General features: G+C 45.6%; 20 protein-coding genes. 3 read left to right on the plus strand and 17 right to left on the minus strand.

Annotation, left to right across the window (positions count from 1 at the left end; all coding sequences use genetic code 11):
• Window positions 1-54: 54 nt before the first annotated feature.
• The 10 genes from murG to mraZ all read right to left on the minus strand — a co-directional run bounded on the left by murG (window position 55) and on the right by mraZ (window position 11399).
• Window positions 55-1122, minus strand: coding sequence for an undecaprenyldiphospho-muramoylpentapeptide beta-N-acetylglucosaminyltransferase (gene murG, locus SALWKB2_RS08430; protein WP_025331237.1), 1068 nt, complete (start codon window positions 1120-1122; stop codon window positions 55-57).
• A 37-nt stretch (window positions 1123-1159) separates the two neighbouring features.
• A complete protein-coding gene (ftsW, locus tag SALWKB2_RS08435) occupies window positions 1160-2314 on the minus strand; it encodes a putative lipid II flippase FtsW (protein WP_025331238.1) in 1155 nt (384 codons plus the stop codon).
• Window positions 2311-3657: a UDP-N-acetylmuramoyl-L-alanine--D-glutamate ligase gene (murD, locus tag SALWKB2_RS08440; protein ID WP_025331239.1), complete on the minus strand. Its 1347-nt coding sequence runs from the start codon at window positions 3655-3657 to the stop codon at window positions 2311-2313. The genes ftsW and murD overlap by 4 nt, the downstream gene beginning before the upstream one ends.
• Before the next feature lie 64 nt (window positions 3658-3721).
• Window positions 3722-4807, minus strand: coding sequence for a phospho-N-acetylmuramoyl-pentapeptide-transferase (mraY, locus tag SALWKB2_RS08445; RefSeq protein WP_025331240.1), 1086 nt, complete (start codon window positions 4805-4807; stop codon window positions 3722-3724).
• A 150-nt stretch (window positions 4808-4957) separates the two neighbouring features.
• Window positions 4958-6316 (minus strand): UDP-N-acetylmuramoyl-tripeptide--D-alanyl-D-alanine ligase, encoded by a 1359-nt coding sequence (locus SALWKB2_RS08450; RefSeq protein ID WP_025331241.1) that lies wholly within the window; start codon window positions 6314-6316, stop codon window positions 4958-4960.
• Between the two features lie 22 nt (window positions 6317-6338).
• On the minus strand, window positions 6339-7817 hold the full coding sequence (locus SALWKB2_RS08455; RefSeq protein WP_025331242.1) for a UDP-N-acetylmuramoyl-L-alanyl-D-glutamate--2,6-diaminopimelate ligase: 1479 nt from the start codon (window positions 7815-7817) through the stop codon (window positions 6339-6341).
• Window positions 7818-7893: 76 nt separating this feature from the next.
• Window positions 7894-9636, minus strand: coding sequence for a peptidoglycan D,D-transpeptidase FtsI family protein (locus SALWKB2_RS08460; RefSeq protein ID WP_025331243.1), 1743 nt, complete (start codon window positions 9634-9636; stop codon window positions 7894-7896).
• A 69-nt stretch (window positions 9637-9705) separates the two neighbouring features.
• Window positions 9706-9978 (minus strand): cell division protein FtsL, encoded by a 273-nt coding sequence (gene ftsL, locus SALWKB2_RS08465; protein ID WP_025331244.1) that lies wholly within the window; start codon window positions 9976-9978, stop codon window positions 9706-9708.
• A gap of 24 nt (window positions 9979-10002) precedes the next feature.
• Complete coding sequence (rsmH, locus tag SALWKB2_RS08470) at window positions 10003-10947, minus strand: 16S rRNA (cytosine(1402)-N(4))-methyltransferase RsmH (protein ID WP_038648986.1); 945 nt, start codon at window positions 10945-10947, stop codon at window positions 10003-10005.
• Entirely contained in the window at window positions 10944-11399 is a 456-nt protein-coding gene (gene mraZ / locus SALWKB2_RS08475; RefSeq protein WP_025331245.1) for a division/cell wall cluster transcriptional repressor MraZ, read from the minus strand. The genes rsmH and mraZ overlap by 4 nt, the downstream gene beginning before the upstream one ends.
• Window positions 11400-11652: 253 nt before the next feature.
• Between mraZ and SALWKB2_RS08480 the strand changes: the two genes are divergently transcribed.
• Window positions 11653-12837, plus strand: a complete 1185-nt coding sequence (locus SALWKB2_RS08480) for a class I SAM-dependent methyltransferase (protein ID WP_370530640.1) — start codon at window positions 11653-11655, stop codon at window positions 12835-12837.
• Between the two features lie 244 nt (window positions 12838-13081).
• The gene (locus SALWKB2_RS08485) at window positions 13082-14119 is read left to right on the plus strand and encodes an NADH:flavin oxidoreductase/NADH oxidase (protein WP_025331247.1); all 1038 of its coding nucleotides are present in this window, start codon (window positions 13082-13084) and stop codon (window positions 14117-14119) included.
• 67 nt (window positions 14120-14186) lie between these two features.
• On the opposite strand, the gene ybaK is transcribed toward SALWKB2_RS08485, so the two are convergent.
• Window positions 14187-14675, minus strand: a complete 489-nt coding sequence (gene ybaK, locus SALWKB2_RS08490; RefSeq protein ID WP_025331248.1) for a Cys-tRNA(Pro) deacylase — start codon at window positions 14673-14675, stop codon at window positions 14187-14189.
• 259 nt (window positions 14676-14934) lie between these two features.
• Between ybaK and SALWKB2_RS08495 the strand changes: the two genes are divergently transcribed.
• The gene (locus SALWKB2_RS08495; protein ID WP_025331249.1) at window positions 14935-15294 is read left to right on the plus strand and encodes a RidA family protein; all 360 of its coding nucleotides are present in this window, start codon (window positions 14935-14937) and stop codon (window positions 15292-15294) included.
• Between the two features lie 52 nt (window positions 15295-15346).
• On the opposite strand, the gene argJ is transcribed toward SALWKB2_RS08495, so the two are convergent.
• The 6 genes from argJ to SALWKB2_RS08525 all read right to left on the minus strand — a co-directional run bounded on the left by argJ (window position 15347) and on the right by SALWKB2_RS08525 (window position 21814).
• Complete coding sequence (argJ, locus tag SALWKB2_RS08500; protein ID WP_025331250.1) at window positions 15347-16564, minus strand: bifunctional glutamate N-acetyltransferase/amino-acid acetyltransferase ArgJ; 1218 nt, start codon at window positions 16562-16564, stop codon at window positions 15347-15349.
• A 60-nt stretch (window positions 16565-16624) separates the two neighbouring features.
• A complete protein-coding gene (pssA, locus tag SALWKB2_RS08505; protein WP_051506468.1) occupies window positions 16625-17407 on the minus strand; it encodes a CDP-diacylglycerol--serine O-phosphatidyltransferase in 783 nt (260 codons plus the stop codon).
• 31 nt (window positions 17408-17438) lie between these two features.
• Window positions 17439-18614: a GTPase HflX gene (hflX, locus tag SALWKB2_RS08510; RefSeq protein WP_025331252.1), complete on the minus strand. Its 1176-nt coding sequence runs from the start codon at window positions 18612-18614 to the stop codon at window positions 17439-17441.
• A gap of 75 nt (window positions 18615-18689) precedes the next feature.
• Entirely contained in the window at window positions 18690-19451 is a 762-nt protein-coding gene (locus SALWKB2_RS08515; protein WP_025331253.1) for a phosphatidylserine decarboxylase, read from the minus strand.
• Between the two features lie 237 nt (window positions 19452-19688).
• A complete protein-coding gene (gene ubiB / locus SALWKB2_RS08520; protein ID WP_038648989.1) occupies window positions 19689-21218 on the minus strand; it encodes a ubiquinone biosynthesis regulatory protein kinase UbiB in 1530 nt (509 codons plus the stop codon).
• A gap of 86 nt (window positions 21219-21304) precedes the next feature.
• Complete coding sequence (locus SALWKB2_RS08525) at window positions 21305-21814, minus strand: HugZ family pyridoxamine 5'-phosphate oxidase (protein WP_025331254.1); 510 nt, start codon at window positions 21812-21814, stop codon at window positions 21305-21307.
• Window positions 21815-21832 lie beyond the last annotated feature (18 nt).

The following is a 21832-nucleotide window of genomic DNA, read 5'->3' on the forward strand; positions in this document are numbered from 1 at the left end:
TGAATTGTGATTGATAGCTCGAGTCTGCAACAATTCATCCGGCTCAATCAAAATTTAACGGATACTCGCTAGCGCTGCTGCCGCAACCTTAGCCGCACTGTCAGGCTGAGCCAGCGCACGTGCTTTAATCGCCATGTCTAAACAGCGTTCGCGCGATAAATCGGCCAGCGTAGCCATTAATGTCTGCGTATTCAGATTCGTCTGTGGTAATAATATTGCCGCACCATCTTTAACCATAAACTGTGCATTAGCTGTCTGATGGTCATCTACCGCATGCGGATAAGGCACCAGAATTGCCCCGACTCCGGCAGCGGTTAATTCAGCAATTGTCAGTGCACCGGCCCGGCAAATCACCAAATCGGCGTTACGATAGGCTGATACCATATCTGTGATAAATTCAACACATTGCGCCTCTACTGCGCACTGAGCATAATTCTGCTCTAACTGTGCCAGTTTATTTCGTCCGGACTGATGCAGCAGTCGCGGACGCTGTTCAGCAGGTAACAAAGCCACAGCCTGCGGCACAATCTGATTTAATACATCAGCGCCCAGACTTCCGCCAACTACCAGAATATTCAGCTCACCATTTCTACCGTTAAAGCGCTGTTGCGGTAGTGGTAATGCAGCAATATCAGCACGTACCGGATTACCTACCAGTCCGTTTTCATTTGCGAATACTTGTGGAAATGCATACATTACCTGATTGGCAAAATGAGCCAGCACTTTATTAGATAAACCAGCAATCGCATTCTGTTCATGGACAATCAAGGGTAAACCGCATAGCTTTGCGGCTATACCGCCCGGAAAAGTAACAAAACCACCAAAACCGATGACTGCATCTACCTGATGCCTGCGAATAATTTGACGTGCTGCCGCAATGGTATTTAATAAGGTAAAAGGTAGCATTAGCTTACGCTTTAGCCCGTTACCGCGTATTCCTTTGATTGCCAGGGTTTCCAGTGGTATGTCGTACTGCGGAACCAGACGGGTTTCCATTGCCCCGTCACTACCCAGCCAGATAATACGATGACCCTGTGCCTGTAATGCCTGAGCAACTGCAAGCGCAGGAAAAATATGTCCGCCCGTTCCGCCGGCCATGACCATGAAAGTTTTTACACTCATTATTTTCCCGTCAAAACTATCAGAGTTCTGTGATTATTTATACTTTGAATCCACGCATCACACGCCGGTTCTCATAATCCACTCGCAACAGCAAACCCACACTGATTAAAATAATCATAACAGCTGAACCACCATATGACAGTAAAGGCAGAGTCAGCCCTTTAGTCGGTAACAGGCCAATATTCACACCAATATTAAAAAAGCTTTGAATACCCAGCCAGATACCAATACCCTTGGCGACGAAAGAGCCATAAAACAACTCTAAATCTCGAGCCTGTTTACCAATGGAAAAAGCACGGACTACCAGCCAGATATAACAAAACATTAATACCAGAATACCGACAAAACCGAATTCTTCTCCAATGACCGCAAGAATGAAATCCGTATGAGCCTCAGGTAAATAAAAACGTTTTTCCAGACTGGCTCCCAGTCCGACACCAAACCAGCCGCCGCGCCCGATTGCCATTAATGAATGCGTAAGCTGATAACCTTTACCCAGGGGATCTGCCCACGGATCAAGAAAACCGGCTACACGTGCCATACGGTAAGGCTCAAACAGCACCAGCATAACCATGGCCAGCAAACCAAAACCTACTACAGCCATAAACCAGCGAAACGGTAAACCAGCCAGAAAAAGCAAGCCTACCGCAATAACAGAAACCACTACAAATGAACCAAAATCCGGTTCCAGCATAATCAGCCCGAGACCAAGTCCTACCGGAATACCTGCAAACCAGACTTTTTTGAATTCTTTCAAGATTTCAGCACGTCTGGTAAAAAAACTGGATAAATACAAAATTATCGCCAGTTTAAAAACTTCGGTAGGCTGGATATTAACCATCCCTACATTAATCCAACGTTTGGCACCGTTAATTTCTCTACCCATTACCAGCACCAGAATCAACAGCACGATACTGAGCAGCAACACCAGTGGTGTCAGCTTTTTCCATGTTCGCAAAGGAATACGTGCAGCCACACAACCAAGTACGCCGCCGCACAATAGAAAAATAGCCTGACGAATCAGATAAAAATAAGTACTGCCGCCATCATGCTTTGCATACGCAACTGAGGCCGAGTAAACCATGATCAGACTGAAGCTGGCCATCAATACCACCATCCATAACAGTGACTGATCAAAAGTATATCCGCGTCGCAATAGCTTGCGATCCAGCAGACGTGATTCAGTAATCATGCTGCGCTACCCTGCAATTGACGGACGCTGGCAATAAATACCTCACTGCGATGTGCATAACCCTTAAACATATCATAGCTGGCACAAGCCGGACTAAGCAGCACAATATCTCCCGGATGAGCCAGTTCAAAAGCACGTTCAGTAGCGTGCGGCAAATCGTCATAGTACTCTATCGGATAGGAGGCTTGTCCGAGAACTGCACCAAGCTGATGACCATCCACACCAATCAGTAAAACTGCACGTGCCTTATCCTGTAATGCAGCCTGCAACGGAGTAAAATCCTGACCTTTACCCTGTCCGCCCGCAATCAGCACAATAGGTTTATCCAACCCGAGCAATGCAGCACAGGTAGCACCAACATTAGTACCTTTGGAATCATCAATAAATGTCACACCTTTCACTTCGGCTACTTTTTCCACACGATGCGGTAAACCTTTGAAAGTGGGCACATATTGAAGCAATTGTGCACGCGGCAAGCCAATGGCTTCACATAAAGCAAATGCAGCCAAAACATTGGCCGCATTATGTGTACCCTGTAAAGACAGAGCATCACAAGCCAGCAATGGTTCATTACCGGCACACAGCATATCTTTATTCAACCAGAAATCAGTATTATGCTGTAAAGAAAACCATTTCACCGGCCGGTTATTCCGTACCATAGCACGACAAAAAACATCATCGGCATTTAACACTTGTATGGCCTGGCCACGAAAAATCCGGTCTTTGCTATGCGCATAATCCAGAAAATCATCATAGCGATCCAGATGGTCTTCTGATAGATTCAGCACTGTGGCAGCAGTCGCATTCAGGCAGGGGGTAGTCTCCAGCTGAAAACTCGATAATTCCAGAACCCAGACATCTGCTGCTTTACCTGCGCGCTCCAGATAGGCTTCAAGTACTGGGGTGCCAATATTACCTGCCACCACTGTATCAAGTCCGCATTGCGCACATAAAAAACCCACCAGACTGGTAGTAGTGGTTTTACCGTTTGAACCGGTAATTGCAATAATTTTACTGTTACTGCTTTCAAGTAAATCAGCCAGAATAGCCACATCACCCAGTACGACACCGCCGGCACGTTTAAAATCAACAATAGCAGGCTGACGCTGACTGATTCCCGGGCTTAAAGCCAGAATATCAAACTGGTGCTGTTCAAACACTGTTGCCAGCTCTCCGGTATATACGGCAACCTGATGACGCCCAGTTAAAGACTGCAATTGTTCTGCATCAGGCTGGGCATCATAAATAGCTACATCAGCACCTGCCTGAGTTAAAAACTCCAGCATTGAAATTCCGGTACGCCCCAGCCCTGCAACTAAAACCTTTTGATTACGCCAGTCAATCATGGTTAAGTCCTACACTAAATTTAACCCAAATGTATATCGTCTGATCCTGCTTATCTGACTACTAACGGATTTTCAGGGAAGCTAAACCAACCAGTACCAGAATCATGGTAATAATCCAGAAACGTACTACAACCTGAGTTTCTTTCCAGCCTTTTTGTTCAAAATGATGATGAATCGGTGCCATCAGAAAAATACGTTTACGCCGTAATTTATATGAACCTACCTGCAGCATGACAGACATTGCCTCAACAACAAATAAGCCGCCCATAATTACCAGCACAATTTCCTGACGCACAATCACAGCTATCGTACCCAAAGCTGCACCTAAAGCCAGTGCACCGACATCTCCCATAAATACCTGTGCCGGATAAGCATTAAACCACAGGAATCCTAGACAAGAACCACAAATAGCAGCGCAGAAAATCATAACTTCATTCGCACCGGGGACATGCGGCAGCTGCAGATAATGAGCAAATTCAGCATGACCGCTGACATAAGCAAAAATTGACAGACCGGCAGCAACCAGCACAATAGGAAAAGCAGCCAGCCCGTCCAGTCCGTCAGTCAGATTTACTGCATTAGAAGTACCGACAATGACAAAATAAGTCAGAATAACAAAACCAATGCCACCCAGCGGGTAAGTAATTTCCTTGAAAAAAGGAACAATAAAAGTATTTGTAGAGCTTAAGTGTGCCACATAAAACAGCACTAGACCGGCTACCAGAGCCACTACAGACTGCCAGATCATTTTAAATCTGGCTGAAACCCCGTGCGGATCTTTGTAAACTACCTTTTTCCAGTCATCATAAAAACCCAGAGCACCGGTACTCAGCATAACCAGCAAAAGTATCCAGATATAAATGTTGGCCAGATTAGCCCATAATAATGTGGTAACAGTGATAGCCAGTAAAATAAGTGTACCGCCCATAGTTGGTGTACCGGTTTTCACCAGATGGGTTTTGGGACCGTCATCGCGAACAGCCTGCCCTACTTTGAGCTGAGTTAATTTGCGAATCATCCATGGACCGAATGCCAGACTCAGCCCCATGGAAGTCAGTGCCGCCATTACGGCACGAAAGGTAGTATATTGAAATAAATGGAAACCATTTATCCAATAGTGAAAAATTTCTGCTAACCACAACAGCATGGTTGTTTTCCCTTGTCACAGCCAAAGCCATAACCGTTATTAAATAATTTATTGCTATATGAATGATGCATAATCATCCAAATAGCCTGAGCCGGATAAAAACGGCTATTTTAAGTCGTTCAGCACTACTTGACGAGAGTTAGCAATAATTTATTTCTGTGTTATTGCTTGTACTACATCTTCCATATGCATAAACCTTGAACCTTTTACCAGAATGGTAGCTGTCTGCTGATCCCATGCACGTAAATCATCAATTAGTTTGTTTCGATTCGTATAAAATGCATCCGGTACACCATAAGCTTCTGCTGCAAACCGCGCTTCGTCACCAATAAAAAATGCCGCATCAATACCGCGTGCCCGTATATAAGCACCTACCTCTGCATGCAGAGCAGAAGCATTATTGCCCAGCTCACCAATAGCACCCATCACAATAATTCGTGGCGCAGGAAAAGCCGCCAAAACATCGACAGCTGCCTTAAATGCATCCGGGTTAGCATTATAAGTGTCATCAATTACCAGAGCGCCATGCACACTGTGCTTTTGTTGCAATCTGCCTTTAGCATTTTCAAATGATTTCAGTCCCTGTAATGCCGCTAAGGGCAAACCGGCACCCAGAGCAAGTGCACAGGCGGCCACAGCATTATGTACCATATGCAATCCCGGAACCGGTATTTGTAAATTAACCACCCCTTGCGGACTGCACAAATCAAAACAGACACTTAATGGCTGCAGTACAATATTGCCGGCATATACATCACCCTGTTCTGTACCAAAGCGGACACATTGCTTACCTTGCAAAGCTGAAATATAAATATCTGACTGACCATCATCAGTAGGAACAAAACCGGTTCCATTCGCATTCAGCCCCTGATAAATTTCACTTTTAGCACGGGCAATATCAGCAACATCTGAGAAACCGCAGCCGATATGAGCACGCAGTGCGTTGTTAACCAGAGCATAGTCCGGTTTGGTCAGACCAGTTAAATAACTCAGTTCTCCGGTATGATTCATACCCATTTCAATCACAGCATAGCGATGCTGCGGCTTTAACTGTAATAATGTCAGCGGTAAACCAATATGATTATTAAAGTTACCGGCAGTAGCCAGAACCGCACTAGTACCTGCATGATGCCGCAAAATTGTAGCCAGCATTTCTTTTACCGTGGTTTTACCTGCTGAACCGGTAATACCAAACACTTGCAATGCCGGATTAACCTGCATTCGCCATGCCTGTGCCAGCTCTCCCAACGCTTTTTCTGTGTCTGCAACTACCAGACATTTCGCCTTATTTTGCCAGTCTGAGCGACTGACAATACACAACTGAGCTCCCTGAGCGAGCACTTCATCAACAAAATCATGACCATCAAAGCGTTCACCCTTAATGGCTACAAATACATCACCCGGCTGAATCTGACGACTATCAATAACTACCCGTGTGACCGGCTGATTATTATCAGGTAACACTTGTCCAAAAGTCTGATAAATAAAATTAAGATCTAAATTTGACATATTATTAAGCAATTACAAAACTTTAGACTCGCTGTTGCAAAGCTGACCGTGCTATTTCAAAGTCTGAAAAATGCTGCTTCTGACCACCGATATCCTGATAGGTTTCATGACCTTTTCCTGCAATAAGAACAATATCGTCAACTGCTGCATGATTTACAGCATAATTAATCGCAGATTTGCGGTCTGCTTCTACCAGCACCGGTTCAGCAACAGCGGGCAAAATATCGTTAATAATTGCCTGCGGATTTTCTGTACGCGGATTATCGCTGGTTACGATAACATAATCTGCTCCTGCATCGGCTGCGGCTCCCATTAATGGTCTTTTACCTGCATCACGGTCTCCGCCACAGCCAAAAACACACCACAAATGCGCTCCGTCAGGTTTAATTTCCTGCAAAGTCGATAATGCTTTTTCCAGTGCATCCGGTGTATGAGCATAATCAACCACCACTAGCGGCTGATTACTTCCCATCAGACAATCCATACGTCCGGTAGCAGGATTAATCTGCGACCAGACAGCAATTACCTCATTAAAAGTAAAACCATTAGCACACAATACACCTATACAGGCTGCCAGATTCTGAGCATTAAACCGACCCAGTAAACGTGTATGTACTACTTCGTTTCCCCACGGCGTACGCAAATGCACCTGCATACCACATGCTGAAGCGTGAAATTGACTAATATGAATATCTGCATCAGCATGAAAACCATAAGCCAGTACAGTTAACTGCGGACAATCACGGCATAAATCCTGCCATAACCGATAGCCGAACTCATCATCAATATTAATAATGGCGTGTTTCAGCCCCTGCCAGTAAAACAATGAAGCCTTGCAATCACCGTAACTTTGCATGCTATGATGATAATCCAGATGATCCCGGGTCAGATTGGTAAAAACAGCACTGGTAAAAGGGACACCAACGACACGGCTCTGATCCAGACCATGACTGGACACTTCCATGGCTACGGCTACAGCATTATCTTCAGCAAAATCACGTAACCATGTCTGATTGGATACCGCATCCATAGTAGTATTGGTAGTATCTTTCAGCTGTTGCCAGTATCCATTCCCTACCGTACCCATAATGGCACATTTTTTGCCAAGAATATCGGAAGCCTGCGCCAGCCATTGTGACACTGACGTTTTACCATTAGTTCCGGTCACTCCCCAGACACTCAGCTTTCTGCCCGGATAGTCATAACAGGCAGCAGCCACCAGTCCGGCACGCTGACGTAAATCTTTTACAGCCTCATTCGCTACTTTCCAGCCGGTCTGCCATACAAACTGACCATCATCATCCCAGAAAACAAATTCTGCACCATTATCAATAGCAGCCTGTATAAAATCACGACCATCACTATACTCACCCTGACAGGCTACAAATACATCTCCGGGCTGTACCTTTCTGCTATCCACCCGCAGTGTACGGCCGGCAATCAACCGGCTTGTTTCAGCACTTAAATGATATTCAGGCAAAATTTTTTTCAGGGAAAACATAATACTGTCGATTCAAACATTTTTATCGGGTACAAACAGACAGACAATCTGTCCAAACACACAGATTGTCTTCAGATTAATGCGTTTCAGAATGTGGCGCAGATTTTACCGGTCTGCTCGGAGAAACACCAAGCACATTCAGAGTACCAACCATTACATCATGAAATACCGGACCGGCAACCGGCCCTCCGTAATAACCATTAGTAGTAGGATTCTGAATATTGACTGCTACAATAACTCGCGGATTGTCTGCCGGTGCAAAGCCGATAAATGTAGCCATATGCTTGGAATCAGAATAGTGTCCGTCTACCAGCATTCGCGCAGTACCTGTTTTAGCGGCTACATCATACCCGTCAATTGCCCCCTGCAAACCGGTACCACCGGGCTGAGTTACAGCAATCATCATATGGCGTACTGCCTTTGCAGTCTTTGGCTGGATAATCTGCTCACCCTGCGGGGCACTGTTCAGCTTAAGAAAACTCACTGGCAGTAGCGCACCGTCATTGGTAAAGATAGTATATGCCCGTGCCAGCTGGAGCAGACTCATCTGTATACCATAACCAAAAGACATAGTAGCCTGCTCAATCGGCCGCCAGTTATGCCAGTCACGTACTACTCCCGGTGTTTCACCCGGAAAACCGGAATGCATCCGATGTCCGAAACCGACAGAAGTATACATGTTGTACATTTCTTCGGGCGTAAACATTGCAGAAATTTTACTTGTACCGACATTAGATGATTTCTGAATAATACCGCCCACATCCAGATAAGGATAATTATGCGTGTCCCGTACTGTTGCCGGTCCGATTTTATACGGTAAAGTATTAAAACCGCTGCCTGGTTTGATTTTTCCGCTGTCCAGCCCTTTAGCAATGGTAAACGGTTTCATCGCACTACCCGGTTCAATCATATCAGTTACCGCACGGTTACGGCGTGCATCACTATCGGTGGCACCCGGATTATTAGGGTCATATCCCGGTGAATTTACCAGAGCAAGAATTTCACCGGTTTTACCATCCAGAACTACAACTGAACCGGCTGATGCAGTGTGATACTGCATTGCTTTATTTAATGATTCATATGCAATTGACTGAATCCGCTGATCCAGAGACAGCACCATATCCGTACCATTCTGAGGAAGACGGTTACGCGGAGAATCCAGACTGTCAACAATATTACCTTTATTGTCGCGCAAAACAACTTTAGCACCATCAATACCATGCAGACTGTCTTCACGCGATAATTCCAGTCCTTCCTGCCCCTTACCGTCAATATTAGTAAAACCGATAATATGGGAAAAAATCGGTCCCATCGGATAATGGCGTTTACTTTCATGCTGAAAGGCAAGACCTTTAATATTCAGTGCAGCAACCTTTTCAGCAACCTCCGGCGACAATTGCCTTTTCAGATAAATGAAGTCTTTATTACGGCTAAGGCGGCTTTTAATGGTTGCCGCCGGTACATCAATTAATGCAGATAACTGTTGAATCTGAGTATCTGTCGGCATCTGCTCCATGGCAGAGGGCACTGCATATAAAGAATCTGCGGGTGCACTGATGGCCAGTGCGGCTCCGTTGCGGTCAGTAATTGTGCCACGGGTAGCAGTAAGCGGCAGAGTACGGACAAAACGCTGATCACCCTGCTCTTTCAGAAATTCATGTTTCTCAGTCTGCAAGTAGATACCACGTCCGATTAGCATAGCAAAAGCTATAGCCAGAGCACCTAATACCAATACAATCCGCCCGTTAGTGGTTACAGGCTTAGCCTGTTTTACCTCACGGGGCAGCATGCGTGGCTTATAATCGTTTTTAATTAACATAGTAGTTTGTTCCACTGCCGGAAATACTGCCTGAAGCAGTACTCCATTAATCCCTGACCCTTCACTTCATTACTTAACCGGGCGCGGCGCAGCCAGCATCTGCGTTTCAGCCAATGACGGCGAATGCAAATTCTGCCGGGCTGAAGCATCCTGAATCAACTGATGATTAGATAACTTTGCCTGCGCTAGCTTTAAGCGACTAAAGTCTTCGTTCAAAAGACTTTCCCCTTTTTGCGCTTTATCCAGCGCAATAAAAAACTGACGCGAACGATCCTGTACTGTTACAACAGCAAAAGCTGAGATTAGTACCAATATAAGCAAAATAATGTTGATTTTATTCATAATTAATCAACTATTAGTCTTTATTTAATAACTGCGTTCTGCTACCCGTAACACCGCTGAACGGGCTCGCGGATTAACTTCAATTTCTACCGGAGCAGGTTTTTGCGCCTTGCCTATCAGGCGCAACGGCGGCTGCTCACGTTCTGCTTCTTTAACTACTGCCCAGCGTGGTAAAGGAGCCGGCTTGCTGTGCTGCTGCATAAATCTTTTTACAATCCGGTCTTCCAGTGAATGAAATGAAATCACCGCCATCCGTCCGCCGGCAACCAGACATTCCATCACTTGCGGCAGTACCACAGTTATTTCTTCCAGTTCACGGTTAATAAAGATGCGAATGGCCTGGAAGGTACGTGTGGCCGGATCCTGTCCGCGTTCACGAGTACGGACGACCTGTGCGACGAGGCGCGCCAGCTGGCCGGTTGTGGTAATCGGGATTTGTTCCCGCTGCGCCACAATTGTCCGTGCAATCTGGCGACTAAACCGCTCTTCACCATAATTTTTAATTACCTCGTGTATATCCTGCTCTTCTGCCACAGCCAGCCATTGGGCTGCTGACTGTCCGCGCGTAGTATCCATACGCATATCCAGCGGTGCATCAAAGCGGAAGCTGAAACCGCGACCTGCATCATCAATCTGAGGAGAGGAAATACCCAGATCAAATAAGGCGCCATTTATCCGGCTGATACCCAGCTGTTGTAACGACCGCTTTAATGCAGAAAAACCTTCATGTACAACCAGTACCCGTGCATCCTGCCTTGCCAGTTCCTGTGCTACAGCAATCGCCTGCGGATCCTTATCAAAAACAACCAGCCGCCCGTTTTTCCCGAGCTGAGACAGAATCAAACGCGAATGGCCGCCACGGCCAAAAGTTCCGTCAACATACACGCCGGCCGGCTGTACCTGTAAACCGGCAACTGCTTCATTCAGTAATACGGTAACATGACCGCCATTATTTATCTGTTCACTCATAATTGCAGTTGAGTCTTACCCAACTCTGCCGCCAGCATATCTTCATCCATATCCAGTGCAGCATTATTCTGCTCTTCCCATAATGCCCTGCCCCACACTTCAATGCGGTTGGCACGACCCACAACATAAACTTCACGCTCAAAATTCACCAGACGGCGCAAATGTGCCGGTAGCAATACTCTGCCGGCACTGTCTAAATCCAAAGTATCCGCATTATGCAACAGTAAATTCTGATAGGCCTGCAATACTCTGTTGCCTGCCACAGGAAGCTGTAACAGCTGAGCTTCCACACTGCGCCATGATGACTCGGGATACAGTAACAAATGTGTGCGCTTTTCCAGTGTAGCAACCAGTACCGGAGTGAAATGACGCGCCAGCAAATCACGAAACTTGGCCGGAATCGCCAGTCGTCCTTTACTGTCTATACTTAATTCATACGCGCCGCCAAACACTGTTCAGCTCCTATTCAATATAACGGGATTATCCCCCACTTCGCCACACCTTTACACACTTATTCACACTATAAGGCAATTTTGCATACAGGGTCAATGTAATCCAGTCAAATTCCGAAGCCGAATAAAAGCAATCTAAAATACAAAAATATATTTAAATCAAATCATTATTTTACTAATCATCCAATCCAGTCCCTATGTGCCTTTTCAGACACTTGACCAAGGTCAACATAAGCCAAAATCAGCGTTTATAATGACCATCTTCTTTACAATTTCCATCATCTATCCTATGGATAATTTACCCACTCCTGAAAATGCCGCATTAATCAGTTCGCAGAAATTGTCTGAACTTATTCAGCAGAAAATCCGGCAGCAAAATAACTGGCTTTCTTTTGCCGACTACATGCAAATGGCACTGTATACGCCTGACTATGGTTATTACACCGGCGGAGCACAAAAATTCGGTCGTGATGGCGACTTTATTACTGCACCTGTTCTGACTCCTTTGTTCGGGCAGACGCTGGCGCATCAATTAGATGCACTATTGCCACAAACAGCAGGCAATATTTATGAATTCGGTGCAGGAACCGGTCATCTGGCAGCATCTGTATTACCAGCTCTGCACAGCCAGCACTTTCAGCACTATTACATTATTGAACTTTCTGCAGAACTGGCGCAGCGTCAGAGGGAATATATTCAGACTCATGCACCTGATCAGATACATAAAGTTACACACCTGACTCAGTTGCCTGAACAGTTTGACGGTATCCTGATAGGCAACGAAGTTCTGGATGCCATGCCTGTTCCGGTCTATCGCCGTCAGGCAAATCAGATAACAGAAATGGGCGTTAGCTGGCTGAATAACCAGTTTGTCTGGCAGGATAAACCTGCTACCAGCGCAGCAATACAACAGGTCATGGAAACTTTCCCTGATACAGCAGAACCTTATCAGTCTGAGCTGCATCCGCAACAATATGCCTTTGTAGCAACACTGGCACAAAAGCTGAAACGCGGAGCAATGATATGGATTGATTATGGTTTTGACGCAGCACAGTATTATCATGTTCAGCGCCATCAGGGTACGTTAATCGGCCACTACCGGCATCATACTGTCCATGATCCGTTCTTTTATCCCGGACTCACTGACTTAACCGCACATGTTAATTTCACCCGTATTGCTGATGCCGGCATTGATAATCATCTGGACTTAATTGGTTATACCAATCAGGCAACATTTCTGCTTAATCTAGGTATAACCGAATTACTCGCAAAAACCGGCAAACCGGAAGAAAATGCATACATTCAGACTGCTTCGGCCTGTCATACCCTGCTGGACGCACATGAAATGGGCGAATTATTTAAAGTCATCGCATTTGGAAAAGATATTGACGTAGACTGGCAGGGATTCATATATGGGGATTTGTGTCACAAATTATAGATAATTTAAATTACAAATAAGTTTTATTTGTAAGTAAATAATAATTAATTATGTTTATCAAACAAGATATTATTATATGATGAACTTGATGAAATATCTGCTGATAGCAGGCTGTATCTGCTTGTCAGATATCATTCAGAGAACTGGATAAGAAGTAATAAATCAATAAAAATAATCTAAATATTGTTTTTATACATTACTTACTGCACCCAATCAGGAATCAGATAATCAAAAGGAACAATCAATGTCATTATTATTATCTCCTATAACCATTGGTAATTTAAATCTGAAAAACCGGGTAGTTATGGCACCAATGTGCATGTATGAAGTAAAAAAGGAAGATGGTATCGTTACACCTTTTCATTTTGCACATTATGGCGCACGTGCCATTGCCAATGTCGGTCTGATTATTATAGAAGCCACTGCCGTACAGCCGGACGGACGGATTACCAAACACGATTTAGGTTTATGGGATGATAGTCAGACAGAAAAATTCACTCAGCTGGTTGATTCACTACATTATCTGAACAGCAAAGTAGGTGTGCAACTGGCACATGCCGGACGCAAAGCTTCAGATGCATTACAGCCAGTTGCACCAAGTGCTATTCCTTTTAATAGCAGCTCGAAAACGCCAAAAGCATTGAGTAAACCGGAAATCACACAAATCAAAGAAGATTTTATCGCTGCAGCCAGACGAGCCCGGCAAGCCGGTGTGGATGTAATTGAAATCCATGCTGCACATGGTTATCTAATCAGTGAATTTCTTTCACCGCTGAGCAATCAGCGTACCGATGAATATGGCGGTTCTTTAGTGAATCGTTATCGTCTGCTGCACGAAATTACTCTCGAAATGCGTGCAGTATTTTCCGGTTCATTATGGGTACGCATGTCTCTATCCGACTATGATAAAACCGGTCAGCAAAACAGTATTGCCGACTGGCAGGAAATATGTCAGTGGCTAGAACGTGACGGCATAGATGTTATCGATGTTTCCACCGGCGGTGTTATGGATTATGCTCCGGATATCCCGGTGCATGGCGGTTATCAGACACCTTTTGCGACTGCCATGAAGCAAGTAGTCAATATTCCGGTAGCAACCGTTGGCCTGCTGGATAGCCCTGATCTGGCTGAATATATTTTACAAACCGGTCAGGCAGATTTGATTATGGAAGGAAGGGTGTTATTACGTAATACCAACTGGTTAACCGAAGCAGCCCAGCTGCTGCATGATCATAATTATCAGCCTTTTAATAACTCTTATCAGCGCGGACTAATTAAATAAAAATTTTTATTAGCCGGCAAACAAACAGGCCAGACTTTCACGTCCGGCCTGTGTTCATTAGTCAATATTATTCCGTCTCTGTTGCCACCTGCACTGATTGCGGCTGCAGGCAGGCCAGATATTCTGGCTGCATCTGTACCAGAAATCCACGCTTACCCCCATTAATATAAATCAATGGCAAAGAATAAATACTTTTTTCAACATACACCGGTAATCCGGCCTTGTTGCCAAAAGGACTGGTTCCACCAACCAGATAACCAGTCCATTTATTAGCCTGCTGCGGGCTGGCTGGTTCTATATGCTTCATACCCAGCTCACGTGCCAGCTGACGGGTAGATATATGCCGGTCGCCATGCATCAGCACAATCAGACCTTGCTTATGCTCATTTTGCAGCACAATGGTTTTAATCACTGCATGCTCGTCTACGCCAAGCGCTAATGCTGACTGTGCTGTTCCGCCATGCTCAACATAAGCATACTCACGCGGTTCAAACGGTATCTGGTGAGCACGCAAAAAACGGATAGCAGGAGTAACCGGAAATTTACTTTTACTCATCAATTATTCTCATCAACTCAGGCAAAGATAACGGATTATTATTTTACTACTTAGTGAAAAATGATGGTTATCATATAGCGATATCTCAATAAATTCAGAAGATAGTATTGATATAAAAAGGCATTGCTTATATTCTTTTGCTGTCTGTTTTTTCTTTTCAGGCCAGTATTGCCCGGCCACAAAATAAATTCTTGCATTAACAGATAACATTGTAGCTCAGGCTATTTTCACAAGAACCAGTATATGGGTATTGAATTTTATGAGTATTAAATTTTACGAGAGCGGTAACCGCCTGGCAGAAGCCACCATTGTTAACGGCCTGATATTTCTTGCCGGACAAGTTCCGACTAATGAAGATGCCGACATCACAGCGCAAACTGCCAATGTTCTGGCACAGATAGATACTATTCTGGAAGCATGTGGCAGTGACAAGCAACATATTTGTGAAGCAGTAATTTACCTGAGCAATATGCAGGAATATGAAGGCATGAATCAGGCATGGGATAGCTGGGTTACACCGGGAAGAGCGCCGGCACGAGCCTGTATACAGGCTGCGCTTGCTAACTCAAACTGGAAAGTAGAAATCAAACTAACAGCTGTACAAAAAGAAATCCTTTAAAGCACTAAACCCGCGTTAAACGCGGGTTCAGTAATTGCTGCTTCAGCACAGCTTAGCTGCGATAATCAGCATTAATCGTCACATACTCTCTGGATAAATCACAAGTGTAAATCTTTGCCCGTGCTTCCGCACGTGCCAGATCAATGGTTACTGTAATTTCATTCTGTGCCATTACCTGCTGACCAGCCTCTTCTGTATAGCTGGCAGCCCGGCCTCCATTTTTTGCCACCAGCACTTCACCCAGATATACCTTAATTGCTGCCACATCCAAATCAGCAATACCTGCATAACCGATTGCGCACAAAATACGCCCCAGATTCGGGTCACTGGCATAAAAAGCTGTTTTTACCAATGGTGAACGGGCAACAGCATAGCCTACCTGTCTGGCCTCTGCTTCAGTCAGAGCATTGCGTACATCAATAGTAATAAACTTGGTTGCGCCTTCACCATCACGTACAATCGCCTGCGCCAGTTCCAGCGCCAGATCAGCCAGTACAGTTTTGACGGCTAAGTAATCCTTTCCGGCTACTGACTCTATCCGCCCCAGCTGAGACTTACCTGTAGCTACCACCACAAAACTGTCATTGGTAGAAGTATCTCCGTCCACAGTAATTGCATTAAAAGATGTGGCTGCCACTTCAGCTACCATTTGCTGCAACAATGGCTGGGCTATAGCCGCATCAGTAAACACAAATCCGAGCATAGTAGCCATATTCGGATGAATCATGCCGGAACCTTTGGCAATACCAGTGAAACGTACTTTATGCCCGTCAATATAAACTGTACGACTGGCCATTTTAGGAACAGTATCCGTAGTCATAATGGCAGCAGCAGCCCGCGGCCAGTGTACAACTTTCACTTTCGGCAAAGCAGCCACAATTTTATCTACCGGCAAAGGTTCGAGAATCACACCGGTAGAAAACGGTAAAACCTCTGATGCACTGCAACCAATCTGCTGTGCTACCTTATCACATATCAACTGCGCATCATCCAGCCCTTGTTTGCCTGTACCGGCATTGGCATTACCTGTATTGATTACCAGTGCACGCACTCCGGCGTCTGTAGCCAGATGCTGTTTAGCAATCTGCACCGGTGCAGCACAAAAACGGTTTTGGGTAAATACAGCGCCGATGCTGTTTATCCCGTTAAGCACAATAAGCGTTAAATCATCGTGTTCCGGTTTTTTGATTCCGGCCTGTCCGACAAATACCTGCACGCCGTCAATGGCTAAAATCTGCTCATCACCAGGCACGGACAAATTAACTGCCATTACTATTCTCCTTTAATCAATATATCAGCTTATTTTTTCAGCAATAGAAAGTGCTCATCATTATTCCGGCTGAAATTTGCGTTTAGTCAGCAAGCGCCAGATAAACATCACATAACCGGACAAACTATAGAGCAGGAAAAAGGCAAACAGCACTACTGATGGTTCCCATGTCACTACCAGTAAGCCAATAACAGCCAGAATCATTACAAAAAAAGGTACTTTACGATAAGCATTAATTTCCTTGAATGACCAGAACGGTATCTGAACCACCATGGATAAACCGCCAAACAGAGTAATAATCAGGCACAACCAGTCTACATGAGGTAAACCCTGAAAAGTATGGCTTACCCAGATTAAGCCGATTACCAGTGCAGCTGCCGTCGGGCTGGGAATTCCGATAAACCATTTCTTACTTACTTTACCAATCAGAGTATTGAACAATGCCAGCCGCAAAGCCGCACAGGCACAATAAATAAATGCTACCGAATAACCGATTTTACCAAAATGAAATAACTGCCATTTATACGCAATCAAGGCAGGTGCCACCCCGAAACTTACCATATCAGCCAGACTGTCGAGCTGTTCACCAAAAGCACTCTGACTGTTAGTCAGACGGGCAACCCGCCCGTCCATGCCATCCAGCAGCATAGAAATAAATACCGCAATCGCTGCAACTTCATAATGACCATGCATCGACTGTGTAATGGCATAAAAAGCGGCAAACAGCGCTGCCAGCGTAAATGCATTAGGCAGCAAGTAAATACTGTTATCACGCAGCCGGCGGGGCCGGTTCGGACGATGTGGGCGATTTGGTTTAATTACATCATTTTTTTCTTGAGTCATATTCAGCTAAATCCTCAACAGGCAATATTAATTACTCATCCTGTTTATTATATTGTGCATATTTCATACCTGCCATTTCTATCATAGCTGTACGTAAATCATCCAGTCCGCTGCCATCCTGTACCGATATATAAACAGCCTGCGGACGACCATGTATATCACGCACAATCCCCTGCATTCTTTGTTCAGCAGACAATTTATCAATTTTATTATAAATAATCAGCTGCGGTATGTTTTCTGCATCAATTTCCTGTAATACCGTATTCACAGCATCTATTTGCCGCTCAAATTCCGGATGGGTAATATCCACCACATGCAGCAGTACATCAGCCAGCGCAGTTTCCTCCAGTGTCGCCGCAAAAGCAGCTACCAGTCCGTGCGGTAAATCGCGAATAAAACCCACAGTATCGGATAATAAAACACTGGTCTGGTCATTCAGATACAAACGGCGCACTGTATTATCCAGGGTGGCAAACAACTGGTCTTCTGCCATGACCTGAGCTTTGGTTAAACGGTTAAACAAACTGGATTTGCCTACATTGGTATAGCCCACCAGCGCAAAGGCCGGCAGTGTACCCTGATACCGGCTTTTACGCTGAGTTGCCCGCTGCCGGCGCACCTGCTGCAATTGCTGGCGCAGACGGGTAATTTTCTGCCTGATCAGACGGCGGTCAGTTTCCAGACGTGTCTCACCCGGGCCGCGTAAACCAATACCGCCTCTCTGGCTCTGCAAATGACCATAACCACGCACCAGCCGGCTGGATAAATGAACCAGCTGAGCCAGCTCCACCTGCAAGCGCCCCTCCTGACTTTGTGCACGCCGGGCAAAGATAGCGAGAATCAGGCCAACCCGATCCAATACCCGGCACTGGAGCAGCCTTTCAAGATTACGCTCCTGCGTAGGCGTCAGCGCATGGTTAAAGACCACCAGATCAATTCCGGCTTCAGCTACTTTTTGTGCCAGTTCTTCTGCTTTGCCTTTACCTACAAACAATGCACTGTCCGGCTGCTGACGTTTACACGGAACAACTTCCACTAAATCTGCTCCGGTAGCACGTACCAGTTCCTCAGCTTCAGCCAGTGCCGACTCAAACAATATTGTCCGGCGCCCGGCAGCAACCGGAAAATCCTTATCCAGCAATACCCCTACCAGCAGCACCCGCTCTGGCTGCTGCTCAGATAAATTGGTCTTATCGAATCTGCTCATCATTTACCGGTTTGAACGACAACAGGCTGCCTGACCTTACAAAGGACAAACAGCCTGTATAACAATTAATAGCCTTTATTCCTGAGACAGTACATGCCGTGCGGCAGCTGCTGCCCGATTAGCAGCTTCTGTGACCAGATCTGCATGTTCTTCAGTATTACTTTGCGGTTCAGCACTGATATCAGGAACCTGCAATGGCAAAGTTGCCAGTACTGTACTGCTGGCACTGACCTTATCACCAATAGCCACCAGCGCAGTAGCATCTTCCGGCAAATAAACATCTACCCGCGAACCAAAGCGGATAAAACCATAGCGGTCACCGCGATGTAATAAATCATGCGCATTTACGTAGCACAGAATACGCCGTGCTACCAGACCTGCGACCTGTACAAATGTTACCGGCCGGCCGGTTTTGGTTACCGCAAGGACTGCATTACGTTCATTTTGTGCACTGGCTTTATCCAGCGCAGCGTTCAGAAAGCTGCCTTTAAAATAATCTACACGCTCCACTTTGCCATCAATAGGGCTGCGGTTAGAATGCACATTGAATACATTCATAAATACACTGATTTTAAGAGCATTCACACCACGGTACGGATCGGTAGTTTTTTCCACAACCACAATACGTCCGTCTGCCGGACTCAACACATCTTCGGGATTTGCAGGAATATCACGGGCAGGATCACGAAAAAACTGCACCACAAATGCTGTCAGCATCCATAAAGGCAGCGACCACCATCCGCACCAGAAAAAAGTTAATATGCTCAGCACCAGGCTGCCAATAATAAACGGCCAGCCTTCCTTAGCAATCAAAGGATAAGGATACACACGCGACACAAGGCTACTCCTTTACAGATGAGATACTGCGGATGAACCGCGAGCTAAAACAATGACAAAATTATAACCCGAAATCTGTACCTTAAAGCACCGCATATAACTATAAGCAGATTTCAGCATAAGAACAATATAAAAACAGTACAATTATTAACCAAAGACCAGCTAAACCGTAACGGTTACCATCTCAGCACAGCAAGCTGATATCCGATAATTTCACATTAAAAACACAGTTAAATTTTATTTAAAGAGAAAAACTGCCAGCATCACCAAAGCAATTACCGCCAGCCAGAAATTCTGCTGCCGCTGTGTACGCAGCAGATGAATATAGGCATCACGCCATTCAAGCTGACGCTTTTCATCTACAAGGGCATTAAGCTTACGTGGCAGTGCAGGCAGCATTTGCGCCCAGTCTGGTGCTTCCTGCTTTAGCGTTTTCCATAGCGCTTTCAGACCAATCTGATTATGCATCCAGCGGGTGAGAAACGGTTTGGCAGTTGCCCATAAATCCAGCTGAGGATCCAGCTGTCTTCCTAGCCCCTCTATATTAAGTAATGTTTTTTGCAGCAGCACCAACTGCGGCTGAATTTCCACATTAAAACGACGACTGGTTTCAAACAACCGCATCAGCACCATACCAAAAGAAATTTCTGCCAGCGGTTTATTGAAAATCGGTTCACATACAGCACGCACTGCTGCTTCCAGCTCCTCTACCCGCGTATCTGCCGGTACCCAGCCGGATTCCACATGCGCAGTAGCCACCCGATGATAATCACGATTGAAAAACGCCAAAAAATTAATTGCCAGATAGCGCTTATCATAATCTGTTAACGTGCCGACAATACCAAAATCCAGTGCAATATACCTGCCGTCATCTGCGACCATAATATTGCCCGGATGCATATCCGCATGGAAAAAACCGTTGTCAAATACCTGAGTAAAGAATATTTCTACCCCATAGCGTGCCAGCTGGTGCAAATCTATATTCTTTTCACGCAACTTATCGGTACTGGCAACCGGAGTACCGTCCATCCATTCAATTGTCAGCACCCGACGCGCACAATAATTATAGTAAACAGCCGGAATAATCAGCATAGTGCTTTTACTGAACTGCCGCCCGAGCAGGCTGGCATTAGCGGCTTCTCGCATCAGATCAAGCTCATCATGCAGATAATTCTTAAACTCTGCGACTACTTCGCGTGGCTTTAAGCGTTTGCCATCTGCAAACAGCCATTCTACCCAGCGCGCTCCTACAGCCATCAGTGCTAAATCCTGATCAATAACCGGCGCGATGTCAGGACGAAGAACTTTTACTGCAACCTTTTGACCGATACCACCGGCCTCATTGAATAAATAGGCTTCATGAACCTGAGCGATAGACGCACTGGCTACCGGCTGCGGATTAAAGCGGGCGTAAATTTCTGCCAGCGGCCTGCCCAGCTCAGTTTCAATCACCCGGATTGCCACATCACTGGCAAACGGCGGCACCCTGTCCTGCAGCAAGGCCAGCTCACGCGCGTAATCAGCAGGGATTAAATCCGGCCGGGTGGATAATACCTGACCAAATTTAACAAAAATCGGACCCAGACTCTCCAAAGCCAGACGCAACCGTACCGCTGCATCCAGCTGCCGGTATTTGTGTCCGCGCGGCAGTAAACGTATCAGCCTTTGCAGCCATGACGGATGTACATGCTGCTGAACCAGATCCAGCAGACCATATACATACACCGTATGGATAATTACCCAAATTCGTTTAGGCCAACACCACATGCACGCAGCTCCGGTTTGTCCGAATAAAACGACTATTGTACGGGATTTTAACCACCTTTACCGAGCAATCGCTGCGCACAGCGACATCACACTGTTTTAGCATTCTTTTCAGTCAGCTGTATTGCTCCATCAACCTTACCCGGCATAAAGACATAAGCGCGGCCGAAGCCAGTTACAAGGCGAGCCTTTTCCAGTTGCAGACGAAACAGCATGAAATCCGGCAATTCAGACAGCACATCTACTGTATTGCCTAGTTTTGTTTTCATTGCTTGCAAAGCGGCAATGCCATCAGCTGTGTTTTTTTCAATTACCGTAACCGATACCGTATAATTCAGCCGGGCACGGGCAAAAATATTGCGTGCCGAAGCTTCATCTTCAATCAGCATCACACTGGCCTGCTCCTGTTGCTGCAAATTCTGTGTATGCGGTGCCAGACCGGATAGTAAGATATACAGACAACCATCATATTCAGCAAAAGGCGCATAGCTTGCCTGAGGGGTACCATCCTGTGCTACCGTAGCCAGAACCAGAGAATTTAATTGCTGTAAACGTGTTACAGCAGCCTGAAGCTCAGCGACATTCTGTTGCTCACTCATACACTCATTCCTGTATCA

Source organism: Snodgrassella alvi wkB2 (assembly GCF_000600005.1).
GTDB classification, from domain to species: domain Bacteria; phylum Pseudomonadota; class Gammaproteobacteria; order Burkholderiales; family Neisseriaceae; genus Snodgrassella; species Snodgrassella alvi.